The sequence below is a fragment of the Pseudoalteromonas sp. S4492 genome, assembly GCF_005886115.1.
In the GTDB taxonomy this organism is placed as follows: domain Bacteria; phylum Pseudomonadota; class Gammaproteobacteria; order Enterobacterales; family Alteromonadaceae; genus Pseudoalteromonas; species Pseudoalteromonas gelatinilytica.
This window is the reverse complement of sequence record NZ_PNCP01000036.1, coordinates 43,902-63,589: the sequence shown is the minus strand read 5'-3', so window position 1 is coordinate 63,589 and position 19,688 is coordinate 43,902. Positions and strand designations below refer to the sequence as shown.

The 19,688-nt window shown below is 40.0% G+C and carries 13 protein-coding genes; 12 read left to right on the top strand and 1 reads right to left on the bottom strand.

What is annotated here, in order from left to right; all coding sequences use genetic code 11:
• Positions 1-152 precede the first annotated feature (152 nt).
• From CWC28_RS10905 to CWC28_RS10875, 7 genes are all read left to right on the top strand, one after another.
• Positions 153-4,991, top strand: a complete 4,839-nt coding sequence (locus CWC28_RS10905) for an NAD-glutamate dehydrogenase (protein ID WP_105174067.1) — start codon at positions 153-155, stop codon at positions 4,989-4,991.
• A gap of 114 nt (positions 4,992-5,105) precedes the next feature.
• On the top strand, positions 5,106-6,116 hold the full coding sequence (gene pyrD, locus CWC28_RS10900) for a quinone-dependent dihydroorotate dehydrogenase (RefSeq protein ID WP_063705555.1): 1,011 nt from the start codon (positions 5,106-5,108) through the stop codon (positions 6,114-6,116).
• A gap of 120 nt (positions 6,117-6,236) precedes the next feature.
• Positions 6,237-6,767 carry a cell division protein ZapC domain-containing protein gene (locus tag CWC28_RS10895; protein ID WP_063705553.1) on the top strand — a complete coding sequence of 177 codons (531 nt, stop codon included), beginning with the start codon at positions 6,237-6,239 and terminating at the stop codon, positions 6,765-6,767.
• 344 nt (positions 6,768-7,111) lie between these two features.
• The gene (rlmKL, locus tag CWC28_RS10890; RefSeq protein ID WP_105174068.1) at positions 7,112-9,229 is read left to right on the top strand and encodes a bifunctional 23S rRNA (guanine(2069)-N(7))-methyltransferase RlmK/23S rRNA (guanine(2445)-N(2))-methyltransferase RlmL; all 2,118 of its coding nucleotides are present in this window, start codon (positions 7,112-7,114) and stop codon (positions 9,227-9,229) included.
• The gene (locus CWC28_RS10885; protein WP_063705548.1) at positions 9,222-9,455 is read left to right on the top strand and encodes a glutaredoxin family protein; all 234 of its coding nucleotides are present in this window, start codon (positions 9,222-9,224) and stop codon (positions 9,453-9,455) included. The genes rlmKL and CWC28_RS10885 overlap by 8 nt, the downstream gene beginning before the upstream one ends.
• Before the next feature lie 14 nt (positions 9,456-9,469).
• Positions 9,470-11,380 carry an ATP-binding cassette ATPase Uup gene (gene uup, locus CWC28_RS10880; protein WP_063705546.1) on the top strand — a complete coding sequence of 637 codons (1,911 nt, stop codon included), beginning with the start codon at positions 9,470-9,472 and terminating at the stop codon, positions 11,378-11,380.
• An 11-nt stretch (positions 11,381-11,391) separates the two neighbouring features.
• Positions 11,392-13,128, top strand: a complete 1,737-nt coding sequence (locus CWC28_RS10875; protein WP_138625149.1) for a DUF3466 family protein — start codon at positions 11,392-11,394, stop codon at positions 13,126-13,128.
• Between the two features lie 91 nt (positions 13,129-13,219).
• Here CWC28_RS10875 and CWC28_RS10870 read toward each other — a convergent pair whose 3' ends face one another.
• Positions 13,220-13,729, bottom strand: coding sequence for a DUF2062 domain-containing protein (locus CWC28_RS10870; RefSeq protein WP_063706174.1), 510 nt, complete (start codon positions 13,727-13,729; stop codon positions 13,220-13,222).
• Here CWC28_RS10870 and CWC28_RS10865 point away from each other — a divergent pair.
• Genes CWC28_RS10865 through kdsB form a run of 5 tightly spaced genes read left to right on the top strand, consistent with a single transcriptional unit; the run spans position 13,709 to position 19,688 of the window.
• Positions 13,709-15,979 carry a DNA internalization-related competence protein ComEC/Rec2 gene (locus CWC28_RS10865; RefSeq protein WP_138625148.1) on the top strand — a complete coding sequence of 757 codons (2,271 nt, stop codon included), beginning with the start codon at positions 13,709-13,711 and terminating at the stop codon, positions 15,977-15,979. The genes CWC28_RS10870 and CWC28_RS10865 overlap by 21 nt on opposite strands.
• 59 nt (positions 15,980-16,038) lie before the next feature.
• On the top strand, positions 16,039-17,781 hold the full coding sequence (gene msbA / locus CWC28_RS10860) for a lipid A export permease/ATP-binding protein MsbA (RefSeq protein ID WP_138625147.1): 1,743 nt from the start codon (positions 16,039-16,041) through the stop codon (positions 17,779-17,781).
• A complete protein-coding gene (gene lpxK, locus CWC28_RS10855; RefSeq protein WP_138625146.1) occupies positions 17,781-18,758 on the top strand; it encodes a tetraacyldisaccharide 4'-kinase in 978 nt (325 codons plus the stop codon). The genes msbA and lpxK overlap by 1 nt, the downstream gene beginning before the upstream one ends.
• Complete coding sequence (locus CWC28_RS10850; RefSeq protein ID WP_036968654.1) at positions 18,748-18,945, top strand: Trm112 family protein; 198 nt, start codon at positions 18,748-18,750, stop codon at positions 18,943-18,945. Before lpxK ends, CWC28_RS10850 begins: the two co-directional genes overlap by 11 nt.
• On the top strand, positions 18,933-19,688 hold the full coding sequence (gene kdsB / locus CWC28_RS10845) for a 3-deoxy-manno-octulosonate cytidylyltransferase (RefSeq protein WP_138625145.1): 756 nt from the start codon (positions 18,933-18,935) through the stop codon (positions 19,686-19,688). Before CWC28_RS10850 ends, kdsB begins: the two co-directional genes overlap by 13 nt.

Sequence of the window (19,688 nt, the reverse complement as noted above, 5' to 3'; positions counted from 1 at the left end):
AGATGACCAAATAGCTGAAAAGCTTAAAATGATTTCATCGAAAAGGCTGTTTATTAGCTGTAAAAGAGTTAGAATTTACCTGACTCCACGCTAATAAATGGCTGTACAAATATTCTACTAATCGATAAGTAGTATAGATTAAGGAACATACAATGACACGAAATGAAGGGCAAGCCTCGGTTATCTTAGATAATGTCTGTAAGCTGATCCAGAAAAAAGTTCACGCTGATAATGTGTTACTCGTTGAGAAATTCGCCAAAGCCTTGTACAGCAATATGTCTAAAGAGGATTTGGCACATCGCAACGATAGTGACTTATATGGCGCTGCACTAAGCCTATGGAACTCGCTAGAAAAAAATAATTCTGATGACGCGGTTGTCCGTGTCTTCAACCCAGAAGTAGCAAAAGATGGCTGGCAGTCATCGCACACTATTGTTGAAATCATCGCGAAAGACATGCCTTTCTTAGTTGATTCTGTGCGTATGGCCATGACTCGCGCAAACATCGCTTCTCACTTATTACTTCACTCTCCGCTGAAAATCCAACGTGATAAAAACGCGAAAATCACGGGTATTTCAAGCTTAAAGGCTGAGCAAGAATCAACGTCGACAAAAACTGTGTTCTTTATCGAAATTGACCGTCAAACAGATGCAAAAGTGATTGAGTCTTTCAAAGAAGAACTTGAATCTGTGCTTGTTGATGTATCGATTGCTGTAGAAGATTGGCAGCCAATTCGTGACAAGTTGATTGCGGTAACCAAAGAGCTACCAAAACGCCATCATAATAATAACGATAGTGAAGTTGCTGAAACCGTTGAGTTTTTAGACTGGTTAGCAAAAGATAACTTTACCTTAATGGGTTACCGTGAATACGAATTATCAGCGGTTAAAGGTGATTATCAATTAAAAGGTAAAAAGGGCACAAGCCTTGGTTTGATGAAAAATTCAGATGAAGAGCACAGCCGTTTATTATCAGAATTACCTGAAGTTGCTCGTCAAGAAGCTCGTAGCAATAATTTACTGATCTTAACTAAGACTAACTCAGTATCTCGCGTTCATCGCCCAGCTTATATCGATTACGTAGGTATTAAGCGTTTTGATGACAAAGGCAATGTAATTGGTGAAGACCGTTTTATCGGTTTATTCTCATCAAGCTTCTACAACAACAGCGCTGCTGATGTACCGGTACTAAAAAGTAAAATTAACCGCATCATGGAGATGTGTGATTTCGCAAAAGGTACACACGCATACAAAGCGGTATTAAACATTCTGGAAACGTATCCACGTGATGAACTTGTTCAAGCACGTGAAACAGAACTACTTGAAGTTGCGATGGGTGTATTGCAAGTTCAAGAGCGTGATATGTGTCGCTTGTTCGTTCGTAAAGACGCTTATGGTCGTTTCTTATCTTGCATGGTTTACGTACCACGTGAGCGCTACAACACGGCTCTTCGTCGTGAAACGCAACGTATCTTAGCCAATGCATTTAATTCTGACGATAAAGTCGAATTTACTACTTTCTTCTCTGAGTCAACATTAGCCCGTACACACTATACGGTGCGTGTGACTGACAATAATATTGAATATAACGTGAAAGACATCGAAAACAACCTAATTGAAGCTGCCCGTACATGGGAAGATAGACTCCAATCTGCACTCTTAGAAAGCGCAGGTGAAGCACGTGGTAAAGAATTAAACCGTAAATATGCGCAAGCGTTTGCAAGTGCGTATAAAGACCAGGTTCTACCAAGTGCAGCGGTTGTTGATATTGAAAAACTTGAACTTCTGAATGACGAAAACAAACTAGAAATGTTGTTCTATCGTCCACAAGAAGAAGCAAATACCAACGTAGTTCGTTTAAGCTTATTCCATAAAGATGAGCCAATCCACTTATCTGACGTCATGCCAATGTTAGAAAACTTTGGTTTACGTGTCGTGGGTGAAACGCCTTACTCAGTTAAAACAACTGATGGTAAAGTTAATTGGATCATGGACTTCACCATGCTAATTGACAACAAAGGCATTGCTGACTTTGATAAAGTTTCAGCGCGTTTCCGTGCTGCATTAACAAATGTGTGGAATAACCGTTTAGAAAACGATGGTTTCAACCGCTTAGTATTAATGGGTGGTTTAACGGGTCGCGAAGCGTCTATTCTTCGCGCCTATGCAAAATACATGCGTCAAATTGGTGTAACGTTCTCACAGACTTACATTGAAAGCACATTTGCAAATTACCCACACATTGCATCGCAAATCGTAAACTTATTCACTAAAAAGTTCTCAGTTAAGAACCCTGGCAGTGAAAAAGTTTTAGAAAAGCTAATCGCACAAATTTATTTAGAACTTGAAAACGTAGCGAACCTGGATGATGACCGTATCATTCGTTTATACGTAGACATGATCATCGCGACACTAAGAACGAACTTCTTCCAAAAAGAAGCGGATGGCCAATTTAAGTCATATGTATCGTTCAAGGTTCAGCCTTCTATGATCCCAGAAATGCCATTACCGCTTCCAGCGTTTGAGATTTTCGTATACTCACCGCGCGTTGAAGGTGTGCATTTACGTGGTGGTAAAGTTGCGCGTGGTGGTTTACGTTGGTCTGACCGTCGTGAAGATTTCCGTACTGAGGTACTGGGTCTTGTTAAAGCGCAACAAGTTAAAAACACGGTTATCGTGCCAGTAGGTTCTAAAGGTGGTTTCGTATGTAAACAGCTACCGACAGACCGTGAAGCGTTCTTTAAAGAAGGCCAAGAGTGTTACAAAATCTTCATCCGTGGTTTATTAGATATCACAGATAACATCGAACGTGGTGAGATTGTGCCACCAGTTGATGTTGTTCGTCATGATGAAGATGATCCGTATTTAGTAGTTGCTGCCGATAAGGGTACTGCGACTTTCTCTGATATCGCTAACGGCATCGCAAATGAATATAACTTCTGGCTAGGGGATGCATTCGCATCTGGTGGTTCAGTTGGTTATGACCATAAGAAAATGGGTATCACTGCTAAAGGTGGTTGGGAATCTGTTAAACGTCATTTCCGCGAAATGGATATTGACTGTCAAACAACAGACTTCACTGTTGTGGCTATCGGTGACATGGCAGGTGATGTATTTGGTAACGGTATGCTGCTTTCTAAGCACATTCGCTTACAAGTTGCATTTAACCACATGCATATCTTCGTTGATCCAAACCCAGATGCAGCGGCATCTTACCCAGAGCGTGAGCGTTTATTCAATCTACCGCGTTCTTCTTGGGAAGATTACAACAAAGACCTTATTTCACAAGGTGGTGGTGTATTCTCTCGTGCGGCTAAATCAATTAGCTTAAGCCCTGAAATGAAGAAAATGCTTGGCACTAAAAAAGCAAGCATGACACCTAACGAGTTAATCAAAGCTGCACTGATGATGGAGTTTGATTTACTTTGGAATGGTGGTATCGGTACTTACATCAAGAACTCTAAAGAGACAGATGCTGATGTGGGTGACCGCGCGAATGATGCACTTCGTATTAATGGTTCTGAGCTTGGTGCGAAGATCTTAGGTGAGGGCGGTAACTTAGGTGCGACGCAACTTGGTCGTATCGAATTTGCTGCGAAAGGCGGTCGTGTTAACACTGACTTCATCGATAACGTAGGTGGTGTTGCGTGTTCAGATAACGAAGTAAACATTAAGATCTTACTGAATGGTCTAGTTGCTGAAGGTGACTTAACGCGTAAACAACGTGATGAGTTACTTTATTCAATGACTGATGAAGTGTCTGAGTTAGTATTAAAAGACTGTTATCGTCAAACACATACCTTATCGATTACACAATCAAAAGGTACATCAACGCTTAAAGAAAAAGTACGCTTTATCCATGCCCTTGAAAAAGACGGCAAGCTTAACCGTGCAATCGAGTTCATCCCAACAGATGAAGAACTTGCAGAGCGTGCAGCAGCGGGTAAAGACTTAACTCGTCCAGAGCTTTCTGTACTTGTTTCTTACGCGAAAATGGTTCTTAAAGAGTCTCTAGTGGTTGATGAAATCACAGAAAACCCTTATTACCGTCAGTTATTAGTTAATTCATTCCCGGTACCACTTCGTGAGAAGTTCAACGATGCAATGGATAACCACCCACTTCGTAAAGAGATTATCGCAACGAAACTTGCAAACAACATCGTTAACGATATGGGTCTTAACTTTATGGTTCGTATGCACGAAGAAACAGGTGCTAACGAAGCTGAAATCGCACTTTGCTACTCAATTGCAAAAGAAGTGTTCCAGATGCCAGAAACATGGTCATCAATTGTTGCACTTGATAATAAGATCCCAGCAGCTGTACAAACAGAAATGCTATATCAATTACGTCGTACGGTTCGTCGTGCAACACGTTGGTTCTTACGTCATCGCAATAAAGCACAAACGATTGAGCAAGCAATTGAATTCTTTGCACCAACATTTGCTGATTTAAGTGAAAACTTAAACAGCTACATGGTTGAAAAAGAAAGCGAGCGCCTAGTTAAAGCGGCAGATAAGCTAATTGACAGCAATGTACCAAAAGCACTTGCAACACGTATTGTGTCACTCTCAAGCTTATTCTCTGTCATGGACTTAGCTGAAATCGCTAACAATTCAGAGCGTAGCATTGATATGGTTTCTAACACCTACTTCAAGTTAGGTGCGCGTATGGGCTTACATTGGTTCCTTGACCAAATCACCAACCAACCAGTTGCGAACCACTGGCAAGCACTTGCTCGTGCTTCTTACCGTGAAGAGCTGGATTGGCAACAACGTACATTATCAGCTGTGGTACTTAATAGCTTTGCTGCAGACAGCAAAGACATTGATGCACAAATTGATGAGTGGATGGATAACCAAGATCTACTATTACAACGTTGGAAGCAGATGCTATCTGAGTTCAAAACATCGCAAAGCCATGATTTTGCGAAGTTCTCAGTGGCACTTCGTGAACTAATGTTGTTAAGCCACAACTGTGACACTTCCAAATAAGTGAAAAGTCGTTAAAATACATACCCCAGCTCGCTGGGGTATTTTTTTGCCCTTAATTTGCAATGGTCCGTTTACAAACGGCTACCTTGTTTATTTTTACCTAAGGAACAAACCATGTTTTATGATCTAGCTCGCCGTTTTATGTTTACCCGTGATGCGGAGTGGGCTCATGAATTTGCACTTAATAATTTACGCCGATTTGCTCATACGCCATTGAGTGCTGCGTGGTCACAAACTGTCCCTAATAAACCCGTTAACTTTTTAGGTTTAGAGTTTAAAAACCCAGTAGGTTTAGCGGCAGGCTTAGATAAAAATGCCGAGTGTATTGATGCATTTTCGCAAATGGGTTTTGGTTTTGTTGAAGTAGGCACTGTTACACCACGTCCTCAAGCGGGTAATGACAAACCACGTATTTTCCGCTTACCTGAATCAAATGCGATTATTAACCGCATGGGCTTTAACAATAAGGGCGTTGATAACCTAGTTAACAATGTTAAAGAAGCGAAATACGACGGTATTCTAGGTATTAATATTGGTAAAAATAAAGATACACCAAACGAGCAGGGTAAAGATGACTACATCCACTGTATGCGCAAAGTATTTGAGCATGCATCATACATCACAGTAAATATTTCTTCACCGAATACGCCAGGCCTTCGTGACTTACAATATGGTGAGGCGCTGGATGACTTATTACAAAGCTTAAAGAACGAGCAACTTGATCTAATTGCTAAACACAACAAACAAGTGCCAATGCTGGTTAAGATCGCCCCTGATCTTGATGAAGTGCAAATTGCCCAGGTAAGTGAGTCATTGATCACAAATAAGATCGATGGTGTTATTGCAACAAATACGACGCTTGAGCGTGCGGCAGTACAAGGCCAACAATACGCAAACGAAGCGGGAGGTTTATCTGGCCAACCAGTACGTCAGCGTTCAACCCACGTGGTTAGTGAGCTTAAGCGTTTAACTGATGGTAAGTTACCTATCATTGGTGTGGGTGGTATTGATGATGCGGATTCTGCAAAAGAGAAATTTGCAGCGGGTGCAGACCTTGTTCAAGTTTACACTGGATTCATTTATAAAGGCCCAGAATTGGTAAAAACGATCCTAAATAGCTTATAAGGATCAGTTATCTAAGCAATTGATCATTAATAAAATGTTCTAAGAAATCATTTTATTAATGGTCTGCTTTAGTTATAATTTACGATTAAGCGCACAGTATTTATTCGTTAGGGAGGAGACATGTTACAAGCATCTAAGCAATGGAAATGGCTTGCTTGTGCGAAAAATAATCGTCTTTTGGTTGACCTTGACCAAGATATGCAACTGTGCACGCCTTATAAACTTCGCCAACTCACTGATGCAGTATTAGAACAACCAAACTTCAGCCTTGAAGATGCGGCTTTCTATCAGCAAGTTTATCAATACCTCGAAACATTCTCACTGTGGAACCCAGCACAGCTTTGTCAAATTGCCCTTAACGCTACAGCGGTTAAATTTCATTTAAAACCAGTACTTGCAAAAAGTTGGTTCTTTCATGAGTATCATGGCAGCCAGCCAAGTGTCGAAGCTGTAGTGAAATTGTGCTCACAGGCACAAGAAGGGGAGTTTTTAATTGTTGACCATTCAAGTGAAGCGTCGGTATGTATTAACCTAAGCCAACACTTTCAACTAGACGAAAACCTTTCTCTTGAACAGTTTGAGGCTATTAAGGTTTTAAATAACCGTATCCATCCTGTTTATATTCAACAAAAACAGTTCAAATCAGCCTAGGGCGTGTTGACCTTTGTGAATTAAAATTTGTTCACTCTAGGGGCGATTTAATCGCGGCGCGAGATTTGTAACCTAGTGGGCTAAGTAAAAATCGAGCAACAAAGAGTTAATCGCCCCTAGGAAGAACCCGAAGGGCAGCGCGTGTTTGGCATTTATGCTGCGTTATCGCCTATTTATGGGAAACAATCACACTACATAGGCTCTGCCTTGCCAAAATACCAAACACACTGCTGCAAAATTAATCAAAAAAAGTCAACACGCCCTACTATCCCTGCAAATGTTGGCGTTTTTGTTCGCCAAGCTATGCTATAATCCTGCGCAATTAGCATTTAAGGGTTTTTACTTTGCAATTTATCGCACTTACTTCTATCGGAATAGAAAATTTACTTGTTGATGAGCTTACTACACTCGGTGCAGAAGTCTCTAAACAAACCGTGGGCTCTGTACGTTTTGAAGCAGATAGCTTATTAGCACAGAAGATTTGTTTATCGAGCCGTTTTGCGACTCGTATCATGATGCTGATAGAAGAAAAGGAAGGCGTAAAAGACAAAGACAGCCTTTATCAATTTGCGCGACTGCAGCCTTGGCAAGAGTGGTTTGGTCCTAAACAAACTTTCGCTGTTGATTTTAGCGGCACCAATAACGATTTAAAAAATACACAATTTTCAGGTCTTGTTGTAAAAGATGCGATTGTTGATTATTTTGCAGATTTATTCGAACAACGCCCAGATGTTGATAAATACAATGCCAATGTTCGTGTTGTAGCAAGGTTGAACCGTCAAGGTGTTGCGCTTTATATAGATTATTCTGGCCCGCGTTTATCTGAGCGTGGTTATCGTCAAGATCAAGGTAAAGCGCCAATTAAAGAGCACTTAGCAGCAGCACTAGTGAAACGAAGTGGCTGGCTTGAAAACGTACAACAACCTTTGTTCGATCCATGTTGTGGTTCAGGTACTATTTTAATTGAAGCTGCAAGCATGGCGCGCAATGAAGCGCCGGGGTTATTCCGCGAAGGTTTTGCCTTTGAGCGTCTACCAAGTTTCCGTATTCAAAAGTACAAAGAATTAAAAGCTGAATTAACGGCACAAATTACTGATCCTAAACTTTGGCTTATTGGTCATGATATTGACGGTAGTGTTATTGCAAAAGCGCAAGAAAACGCAGAGCGCGCAGACCTTGGTAGTGTGATTAAATTTAAACAAAGCGATGCGACTAAACTAACGTCTGTTGCAAAACTTCCTGGTGTAGTGATTTCAAACTTACCTTATGGTGAACGATTAGGTTCAATGGCGGAGCTGGTGAACTTACACCGTAGCTTAGGTGTAGGCTTTAAAAAGCACTTTAATCATTGGAAACTTGCTTTGCTTGGCACCGATGAAAGCTTATTTAAGCTATTAAAATTAGTTAAGTTAAAACGCTATAAGTTTAAAAATGGCCCGTTAGATGTGGTATTAAATCTATACCAATTAGATGATAAACAAGTAGAACTTAGTAAAGAAGATAAACCTGCTCTTAATTTTGAAGGTTCAACAGCGTTTGCAAATCGTTTAAAGAAAAACAAGCAAAACTTAAAGAACTGGTTAAAGCAAAATGAAGTAAGCTGTTATCGTGTTTATGATGCGGATATTCCAGAATATAACGTAGCTGTTGATGTATACGATGATTCAGCGGTTATTTTTGAATACGCTGCGCCAAAAGAAATTGATGACAATACAGCACAAAAACGTCTACAAGATGTGATTAGTCTGACTGCTGAGCAGTTAGAAATTGCCCCTGAAAATATTGCGGTTAAAGTGCGTAAAAAGCAAAAAGGTGAAGAGCAATATACCAAGGTATCAAAGCAAAATCGCACACAAGTGGTAGAAGAATTTGGTGCGAAATTTAAAGTGAACCTATTTGATTACCTAGATACGGGTTTATTTTTAGATCACCGCTTGGCACGTCGTTATATTCAACAAAACGCACAAGGTAAACGTTTCTTAAACTTGTTTGCCTATACTGGCAGCGCATCTGTACATGCTGCTGTTGGTGGCGCTAAAGCCATTACCACGGTTGATATGTCGAAAACTTATTTAAAGTGGGCACAAGAAAACTTTGCGCTTAATGACATAAGTAATACACGTTATCGTTTTGAACAAGCTGATTGCTTGAAATGGCTTGAGTATGCTCAAGGTCAATACGATTTAATCTTCTTAGATCCACCGACGTTCTCAAATTCAAAACGTATGAAAGATGCATTTGATGTACAACGTGACCATATCAAACTACTTACTTGGGTTAAGAAAATCTTAAGCCCGAATGGTACGCTTATATTCTCAAACAATAAGCGTGGCTTTAGCATGGATGAAGTCGGGTTAATGGGCCTAGGTTTGAAAGCAGAAAACATTTCTGACAAGACCTTATCACCTGATTTTAAGCGTAATAAGCAAATTCATAATAGCTGGCTTATTACCCATGGCTAATTTTACCCTGTACCACACTGATGGCTGTCATCTGTGTGACATGGCCGATGAATTATTAATTGCTACAAACGCTTCGTTTGTAGCAAAAGACATTATGGACAGTGAACAGCTGATTGAACTTTACCAAACCAGTATTCCGGTTGTGGAATCTCATCAAGGCAAGAAATTATTTTGGCCTTTTGATGCTGAGCAATTAGCGCAATTTATTGCTGATAATAAAGAATAAGAGTAGTAATCACGATGGATTTAATCAGAATAGCCAAAGCTCAACTCGCTTATGGTACGCATCCGCTACTAGATGATGCCGATGCCGTTATTGAGTCAGGTGAGCGCGTTTGTATCGTTGGTCGAAACGGTGCAGGTAAATCAACACTATTAAAAGTACTTGATGGCCAAGTGACATTGGATGATGGTGAAATCAACCAATTAGGCGGTATTCGCATTTCACGTTTAGAGCAAGATCCACCAAAAGGGGCGGCAGGCTCAGTATTTGATTATGTCGCGCAGGGCATGCCTGACATTGCTAACTTACTGATAGAATATCACCAAGTTAGTAATCAAATGCAGACAGATTATAACGATAAATTACTTAACAAATTAGAGCGTTTATCTAATCAATTAGAAACCGTTGATGGCTGGCGTTTTGATACCCGTATTCAGCTCGTTTTATCTCGCTTAGAGCTAGACCCAGAAGCCAAGCTGGAATCATTATCGGGTGGTTGGCTACGTAAAGTTGCTCTTGCACGAGCCTTGGTTAGTGAACCTGATTTACTGCTACTTGATGAGCCTACCAACCACTTAGATATGAGTAGTGTTATTTGGCTTGAGCAGTTTTTAAAAGAGTTTAAAGGCGGTATCGTTTTTATTTCTCACGACCGTGCATTCATTCGAGCAGTTGCAACCCGTATTCTTGATTTAGACCGTGGTAAGCTGGTTTCGTACCCTGGCGATTACGCGACGTACCTTGAACAAAAAGCGCATGATCTAAAAGTAGAAGAAACACAAAACGCATTATTTGATAAGCGCTTAGCAGAAGAAGAAGCGTGGATCCGCCAAGGTATCAAAGCACGTAGAACGCGTAATGAAGGCCGTGTACGCGCTTTAAAAGAGTTACGTAAAGAGCGTAAGCAGCGTGTTGATCAAGTTGGTAAAACTGATTTCAATATTGAAACAGCGGATCGTTCAGGTAAATTAGTATTCGAAGCGAAAAACATCTGTCATGCATTTAAAGATAAAGTGATCGCGAAAGATTTCTCGACCCTTGTTATGCGTGGCGATCGTGTTGGCCTGGTCGGACCCAATGGTATTGGTAAAACAACACTGCTTAAAATTTTATTTGGTGACTTAACACCTGATAGCGGCAGTGTTAAGCAAGGTGTTAACTTAGAGTTTGCTTATTTTGACCAGTATCGTCAAAAGCTTGATGAAGAAGCCACAGTACAAGATAACGTAGCTGAAGGTAAGCAAGAAGTGATGATGGGCGGTCGCTCACGTCATGTACTTGGTTACTTACAAGACTTCTTATTTCCGCCGGCAAGAGCACGTACACCGGTAAAAGCATTATCGGGTGGTGAGAAAAACCGCTTATTATTAGCAAAGTTATTTTTAAAGCCATCGAATATTATCGTACTCGATGAGCCAACCAATGACCTAGATATTGAAACCTTAGAGCTTTTAGAAGAGATTATTAACCAATATCAGGGCACTGTACTGATTGTAAGCCATGACCGTGAATTTATTGATAATACTTGTAATTCTGTCTGGGCATTTGAAGGTAACGGCAAGATCACTGACATTGTCGGAGGCTATAGCGACTATGAAGCATATGCTGCTCATTTAGCTGAGCAAGAAAAACAACAACAGCAACAAATTAAGCAAGAAAAGCCGCCCGTTGTTAGCCAAGATAAAACACCAAAGAAAAGTAATAAACTCTCTTACAAATTAAAACTTGAATTAGAAGAATTACCCAGTAAAGTGGAACAACTTGAAAAAGCGTTAGACGCTCAGCAAGTTGTGGTTAATGACCCAGACTTTTTTAAGCAAGATGCTGCAATTACGACAGAAGCATTGAACCATTTAGCCGAGTTAGAGTCTGAGCTTGAAGCCGCTTTTGAGCGCTGGGAAGAACTCGAAGATTTAAAGAATCAGTAGTAAGGATTAAAATGAAATACAAATTACTCGCTGCCAGTATTTTAGCCACCCTAAGTACCTCAGCGATGAGCGCAACCTATAAATTAGAAGAATTAGGTGGCGTTGATGGCGCTAAATTTAACTACGTAACAGATGTTAGTGAAAACGGTCACATCATAGGCTTAGCAAACGGTCTTTATAAGCTACCTATTGATATCTCATATATTGATTTTACAGATGATAGCCGTCTTGAATCAGCTTACGATACAGCAGAAGCGCAATATAAACTCATTGATAAAGAAATTACTTTCACCCTTGATGATATTGCGAATAACGATGCGGTAAATACCAATGCCGATGCCCATTCATTTATGGTTAGTTTTTTAACAGGTCGTTCAACTGATTCTGAATATCAAAAACTATCAAGCGCTATAGCGACGGTATATTCATCTGAAGGTTCAACAGAGCAAGTATTATTTGATGAACAATCGCTTGATTTTGACGGCTTAACACGTTCGACGTCTAACTTACTAAATGCAGTAACAGATGACGGTGTAATGGTCGGTTGGGGTAGTGCACCTTACGAAAAAACATCGTTCACACAAACTGATGAAGACGAAGAAGAAACACACTTCTTAAGAGACTTTATTAGTCGTGCGATTGTAATCTCAGAAGATGGTGTGAAAGTTGAACTCGCACCTGAGTTTGATGATTACGGCGGTATTAGCTCGGCAAATGACATTATTAAAACAGCTAATGGCTATGAAGTTGTAGGTACAGTATCAACGGATATCGCGGTTGACCCACTTGATGATATTACCGATAACTGTGATGGTGAAGATGAGCCAGTTTCAGACTGTGTAGAAGCTTATAATCGTACTTATACAACTGGCATCTATAACAAACGCGCTGTGAAATGGACGTTAGATAGTAATCTTAATATCACTAACACTGAAATTTTTGGTTTAGGTTTAACACCTGAAGATGATGAAGATTTTGCTTTTCGTAGTAACGCACTTGCTATCAACGAAAATGGTCTGGTTGTAGGTACTTCTGATGTTCGTTATAAAAGCAATAGCACCCGCATCACTATGCCTGTTATCTTCGAAAATGGTGAAGTAAAAGAGTTTATCGATCAAGAAGACGATTGGATTTCGGGTCAGCCACTTGCTGTAAATAATAACGATGTTGTTGTTGGTTACGCAAGCAAACGTATTGATGGTACAACGCGCACAAAATTCTTCTACTACGATAAAAAAAGTGACAGTGTTGTTTTCCCAACTGATTACTTCTCGAGCTCAAGTTCGTTAGCAAATGATGTTAATGACAATGGGATCGTTGTTGGTGAAGGTGAAACTGACATTTACAATACTTCTACGCGTCGTCGTGAAGGTTTCATGTACACCATTGGTGAAGATAAAGTTGTTAACTTAAACGATTTATTACCATGTTACGAAGAAGATGGTGAGACACGCTTTAAGTATACGGTTGCTGAAGCTAAATCAATTAACAACAATAATGAAATCTTCGGTGTTGCGACTAAAACAGTCGAAAAGACAGATTCATTTGGCAATGTAGTTGTCGATGTTGATGGTAATATCGAATATGAAAGTATTGCAGTTGCTGTTAAATTAACGCCAATTGATGGCAGTGTAGAAGAGTGTCCAGCGGAAGAGATTGAACAATATGAGCGTCAATCTGCAAGTTTTCCTTGGTATGCACTATTGTTAGTGCCATTTGCAGCTGCACGTCGCTTCTTTAAAAAGTAATCGTTTCGTAATCGAGACTTACTAATCAATATTAAAAAACCCAGCGCCAAGCTGGGTTTTTTGTCTATACTGAAATTATAAATTGCTAATATTATTTTTTATGGCGATGTATCCAGGCTTTGCGCACTGAGCGCTTCCAAAGCATATCGATACCAAAATAACCAATAATAGCCGCAGCCGTTGCACAAATAAGTGAACCAACTAAAAACGCAGGGCCGATAGTTGTAAGACTTTCGATGAACCATTGCCAGCTTGGTTCAAATTGGAAATGCTGTGGAGGCTGGGCTAGGGCAATCGTGCCAACAATATATGAACAATAGAAAATAGGAGGCATTGTTAGTGGGTTTGTGATCCACACTGTCGCAACAGAGATAGGTAAATTCACTCGAAATGGAATAGCCAGGGCGGCTGCAAGAACCATTTGAAAAGGAACAGGGATGAATGCGAAAAATAAACCAACCGCAAATGCACCGCGTGCAGAGCGTCTATTTAAGTGCCACAAATTGGCATCATGCAATAAACGACCAAAAATTCTTAAATACTTGTGTTCTCTTACCTTGTTATGATCAGGTAAAAACCGTTGGATCGTTTTTTTAGCCATTTAAAGCAACCATTTACATCAATTTGGTTATGCAGCGGCTTTGTCATAGGCTGTTTTATCACCCTATATACATTTGGCACTGCGGCGTTCTATATAATGAGTTTTGCTATTTTATTAGCAGGTGCTTATTTTAAGCCTTTTTTGATTCTATTGTCAGGGTTTATTTGCGCAATTTTTTTAGTGATTTTTCATTACCTAATTTTTTACTCCGTGAGTGATTGCAAAATAAACTACCAACTCACTAGAGTTGTCAAATTTGAGGTAATTGAAAGCGTTAGTGCGAAGAGTCCTTTTTACATCAAAGCGCGATTAATAAATATAGAATCCTGTGAAAGAATAATTCGTCCTGCACCACTTGCCATGCTCAGTATTACATCAGATAAACCACTTCTCTCTGGTGATTTAATAGAAGGCAAAGTAAAACTCAAACGTTATCGTTCTGTAAAAAATTTCGATAGTTTTGATAGTGAAAGAAATGCGCTTAAAGAACGGATATTTTACAAAGGTCGTAGTGTTGGTGAAGTTAGCTCCTATGGTCACCAACAAGGAAATAATATTAGAGAACGGTATCGGCAGTACATTTCCAGCATCACTGAGAATACGCGTTTACAATGGCTTTACTATGCTTTACTTACGGGTGATAGAAGCAAAATTTCCTATGACGATAACACACAATTAAGAGAGTTAGGCCTAACGCATTTGCTCGCGATTTCTGGACTTCATATCGGACTTATCTACGCAATAGGTTTCTATACGAGCAAATGGCTGGTAAAAGTAAGTAAACTGCGGATAAATCAAGCATACCAGTTGAACAACGGTTTTGTTTTATTTGGCTTTAGCTGTGCACTTATTTATGTCTACTTGAGCGACTTTATTGTCTCAGCAACGCGTGCTCTTGTTATGCTCGGCTGCTATTTGGTCATATATCAGTTAGGTAAAAACCCGCTGCGCTGGCGCTCTATTCTGTATGCTTTAACACTTGTGCTGCTGATTGACCCATTTTCGCTTCTAAATCCGGGGCTTTATTTTAGTTTTACTGCGGTGACAATTATTTTCCTATTAACCAAGCATACGTTAGATATAAAACTCGGTTTAATAAAGCGTATTAGCCAACTTATGTATGTTCAGTTGGCCTTGTTCTTTGGCTTATTGCCATTGTCATTATTTTATTTTGACGGTACCAGTGTAATTGGTCTTATAGTCAATTTAATCGCCGTGCCACTTGTTGGCTTGGTGTTACTCCCTTTGTTGATATTTTATAGTCTGATTTCAAGTTTTCTCGATGTGGTTAGTTTATTGTCTCTTGTCGATAGTGTTCTGAGTTTTGGCTATCAATTACTACTTAGTATTCCTAAGCATTGGCGTTGGTTTTCTTTTTCAGAGGTTAATTTTTCGCTATTGACCATCAGCTATCTTAGTTTACTCATCTTACTGTTTAGCCCAAAGAAGTACTTATCAGTACTTCCACTTTTTATCTATATCATTGATTGCAAGCTACAGCCACAGGTTCAATTCCAAGTGGATATCTTTGATGTAGGCCATGGCCTTATGGTGATGATAAGTGCAAATAAGCACGCCCTAATTTATGATTTAGGGCCAAGGCACTTTTCTCGCTATGATTACATCAATAGGGTGTTAGTTAGGAATATTAATAAATACGCATTAACGGTTTCAGCGACACAAATAAGTCATTTAGATAACGATCATGCGGGTGGTTTAAGTTCTTGGTACCGAGCTGGGTATCGCGATACATTCTCAACCTTTCACCCTGAGGGACTAAGAAAACCATGTGACAACAAACAGTTGAGGTTTGAGGGGCTAATCATAAATAGCTTTCATGCTGATGTGAATGGTGATAATCGAAATGATCACTCATGCTTACTAAAAATTAGTTCTTTAAATTACTCAGTGTTGTTAACAGGTGATATCTCCGCTTTGGCAGAAGCAACCCTGATTGAAAAGGGCGTTGACCTGCAGGCAACTGTTTTATTGAGTCCTCACCATGGTAGTAATACATCATCGAGTGTTCGCTTTATTGATGCTGTAAACCCAAAAATGGTGATTCATTCATCGGCTTATCAAGGTCAATGGCATTTTCCGCACCCAGAGGTTGTAAAACGCTATCAGCAACGCAATATACCTCAATTCTCCACCGCCGAGCAGGGGCACATTCGTATTCTATTTTATCGTGATAGTTATCGTTTGGAATTTGCCCGCGAGCAGGAAAGTTATTGGTTCGAACAAGATTGACGTTTTGTTTTTAACCCCATGAGGCTACAATAGTCGAAGTCTATGAATAAGAGAGTGTTATGGATCAAACTACATCCCAAATCTATAAGCGATTAATCAGTTATGTGGGTGATTATAAGTTAATCGCGTTTTTCGCCATTGTGGGCATGATTGGTTATTCCGCTATGGATGCATTGTTTATCAATTTAATGAAACCCTTCATTGATGAAGGTCTTAATGCCCGTAACACTGAAGTTTTAACCTATGCGCCATTTGTTGTTATAGCGCTGGTGTTGGGTCGAGGCATGTTTAACTATATGTCGTCGTATTGTTTAAGTTATGTTGGCTCGCAAGTTGTTAGAAGCTTACGTCAGCAATTGTTTGAGCATATCTTACATTTACCTGTTTCATTTCATGACAAAAACTCAAATGGTGATTTAATTTCAAAAATCACCTTCGATACTGAGCAAGTACAGCAAGCTATCACGAAAGCGCTTTTAATCGTGGTTAGAGAAGGGGCCTTTGTAGTCTTTTTGCTATTCAATATGTTTTATACCAGTTGGAAACTTTCTTTAATATTTTTAGTTATTATTCCGCTGGTGGCTGTGATTGTCGCGTTTGTTTCAAAACGTTTTCGTATGATTTCGAAAAAAATTCAGTCAGCCATGGGGCAAGTAACGCGTAGCTCAGAACAAATGCTCTCTGGTCACAAAGTGATTCATGGTTTTGGCGGTCAGCAACAAGAAATTGCTCAGTTTTCAGCAATTAACAATCATAATCGCCAGCAGCGCATTAAAATGGATGCCACCAAAGCGTTAAGTGTTTCTGTTATTCAAATATTGGCAGCAAGCGCTATGGCAGTGATTTTATGGGTTGTGTCGATGCCGTCTATGATTGACACCATTAGCTCTGGCGACTTCGTATTGCTAATTTCATCAATGATGATGTTATTGCGTCCACTTAAGCAACTTTCAAACGTAAATAGCGATTTACAACGTGGTATTTCTGCTGCGCAAAGTATCTTTTTAGTGCTTGATGAAGAGGTTGAAAAGGACACTGGTACATACAGCATTGAGAAAGTGACGGGTCGTATTGAAGTGAATAATGTGACCTTCAAATACCCAACTAAAGATGAGCCTGTTTTGAAAAACTTGTCACTCACGATTAATGCCGGTGAAAGCATTGCATTAGTAGGGCGCTCTGGGTCAGGCAAGTCGACCATCTCGAATTTACTGCCGCGTTACTATGAACTTGAAGGTGAAAGTGAAATTTTGCTCGATGGTGTTAATATCGCGGATTACAAGCTAACGGATCTTCGTAAGCAATTTGCACTGGTTTCACAGCAAGTCGTGCTCTTTAACGACACCATTGCTAATAATATTTGTTACGGTCTAAGCCGTGAATTAACGAACGAAGAATTAATGGCCGTTGCCAAGCAAGCCCATGTTTGGGAGTTTGTAAAAGACTTACCAGAAGGGTTAGATACCATGGTGGGTGAAAACGGCGTGATGTTATCAGGCGGCCAACGTCAACGCATCGCTATTGCACGTGCAATATTAAAAGATGCACCTATCTTGATCCTTGATGAAGCTACCTCAGCACTTGATACTGAATCTGAAAAACTGATCCAGCAAGCGCTTGATAGTTTAATGAAAGAGAAAACTTCAATAGTCATTGCGCACCGTTTATCGACTATCGAAAACAGTGATTGTATTTATGTCATTGATCATGGACAGGTTATCGAAAAGGGCACACATAACGAACTGCTTGAAAAAGACGGTACCTATTCAGCCTTATGTAAGATGCAATTTGGTGAGCAATAGTGAGTGTTATTGAAAAAAGCTGGTATAAAAAGCCAGGTTTACTAAGCATTTTACTATTGCCTTTGAGTTTGCTCTTTTGGTTTATCTCAACGCTTCGTGCTTTGTTTTATAAACTTAATATACTTAAGGCTTTTAAAGCGCATGTTCCTGTTATTGTGGTTGGTAATATCAGTGTAGGTGGCAACGGTAAAACGCCATTTGTTATTTGGCTTGCTGAGTACTTACAGCAACAAGGTTTAAAAGTGGCTGTGATCAGCCGTGGCTACGGTGGTGAATCTGATTCTTATCCACTGTTAGTGACAGAACAAACGAGTACAACGCAAGCGGGCGACGAACCTGTATTGATACAACGTCGTTTAGGCTGTGTTGTTATGGTTGGCCCTAACAGACAAGCAAGTATCAAGGCGTTAGAGTCGCATGGTATTGATGTGATCATTTCTGATGATGGCATGCAGCATTATAAAATGGCGCGTGATATAGAGTGCTGTATTGTTGATAGTGAGCGACAATTTGGTAACGGTTTATTAATGCCTGCAGGCCCACTTCGCGAAACCAAAGCGCGTATAAAGTCGGTTGATTTAGTGATTGAAAATGGTGGCAACGCACAGAGTCGCTATGATTTGGCATCGAGTCCATTTCGAACCGTGAGTGATTCAAAGCTTGCTAATTCAGTTCAAGATAAAGGTCATGCAGTTAGTGCAATAGGTAATCCTAAACGCTTTGAAAATAGTCTTGAGCAGCAGGGCATTAAGTTGTTATCGACTCATCATTTTCGTGACCATTATGCCTACCAAGCAAATGATTTTAACGATTTTGCCGACGATGCAGTGTTTATGACAGAAAAAGATGCAGTTAAATGCTTTAGTTTTGCTAAACCTAATTGGTATTATTTACCTGTTGATGCAAAGCCGACACCAGCAGTTATCGACAAACTAAATTTATTATTAAAACAAAAAGGGATCCTCAATGGCCTTTGATACAAAATTACTTGAAATTATCGCTTGCCCAGTTTGCAAAGGTAAACTACGTCTTGATAAAGAAAATCAAGAGCTTATCAGCACAGCTGCAAAACTTGCGTATCCAATCAAAGATGATATCCCGGTGCTATTAGAAAATGAAGCCCGTGAATTAAGCCAAGAAGAGGTTGATAAGTGGAATTCGTAGTCGTTATTCCTGCACGCTACGCATCAACACGTTTGCCGGGTAAACCACTGGCTGATATCTGTGGCAAACCGATGATCCAACATGTTTATGAAAAAGCCGTTGCCTCAGGTGCATCACAAGTTTACGTTGCCACTGATCATCAAGCAGTGTTTGATGCAGTAAAACTCTTTACTGATAACGTGCTTATGACGCGTGAAGATCATCAATCTGGTACAGAGCGTTTAGCTGAAGTTGTTGAGCAATTAGAGCTTGAAAGTGACATCATTGTTGTGAATGTGCAAGGCGATGAGCCTTTATTGGCGAGCGAAAATGTTTCTCAAGTTGCCACGCTACTTGCAGACTCAGATGCGCCAATGGCGACTTTGAGTACAAGCATTGATGAGATTGACGATATCTTTAATCCTAATTGTGTCAAAGTTATTAACGATGCAGATAACAATGCGTTGTATTTTTCACGTGCGCCAATCCCTTATCATCGTGATGCGATGATGAATGACGATAAAGCAAAATTAAATCTTGCTGATTTTGCACGCCATATTGGTATTTATGCGTACAGAGCAGGTTTTATAAAGGACTACATCGAGTTACCTGAGTCTCGTTTAGAAGTACTTGAGTCTTTAGAGCAACTTCGTGTCCTTTATCATGGTCATAAGATCAAAATCGCAAAAGCAGTGTGCGCGCCACAGGCGGGTGTTGATACACCTGAAGATTTAGCGCGAGTCATTGCTGTACTTGGCAAATAG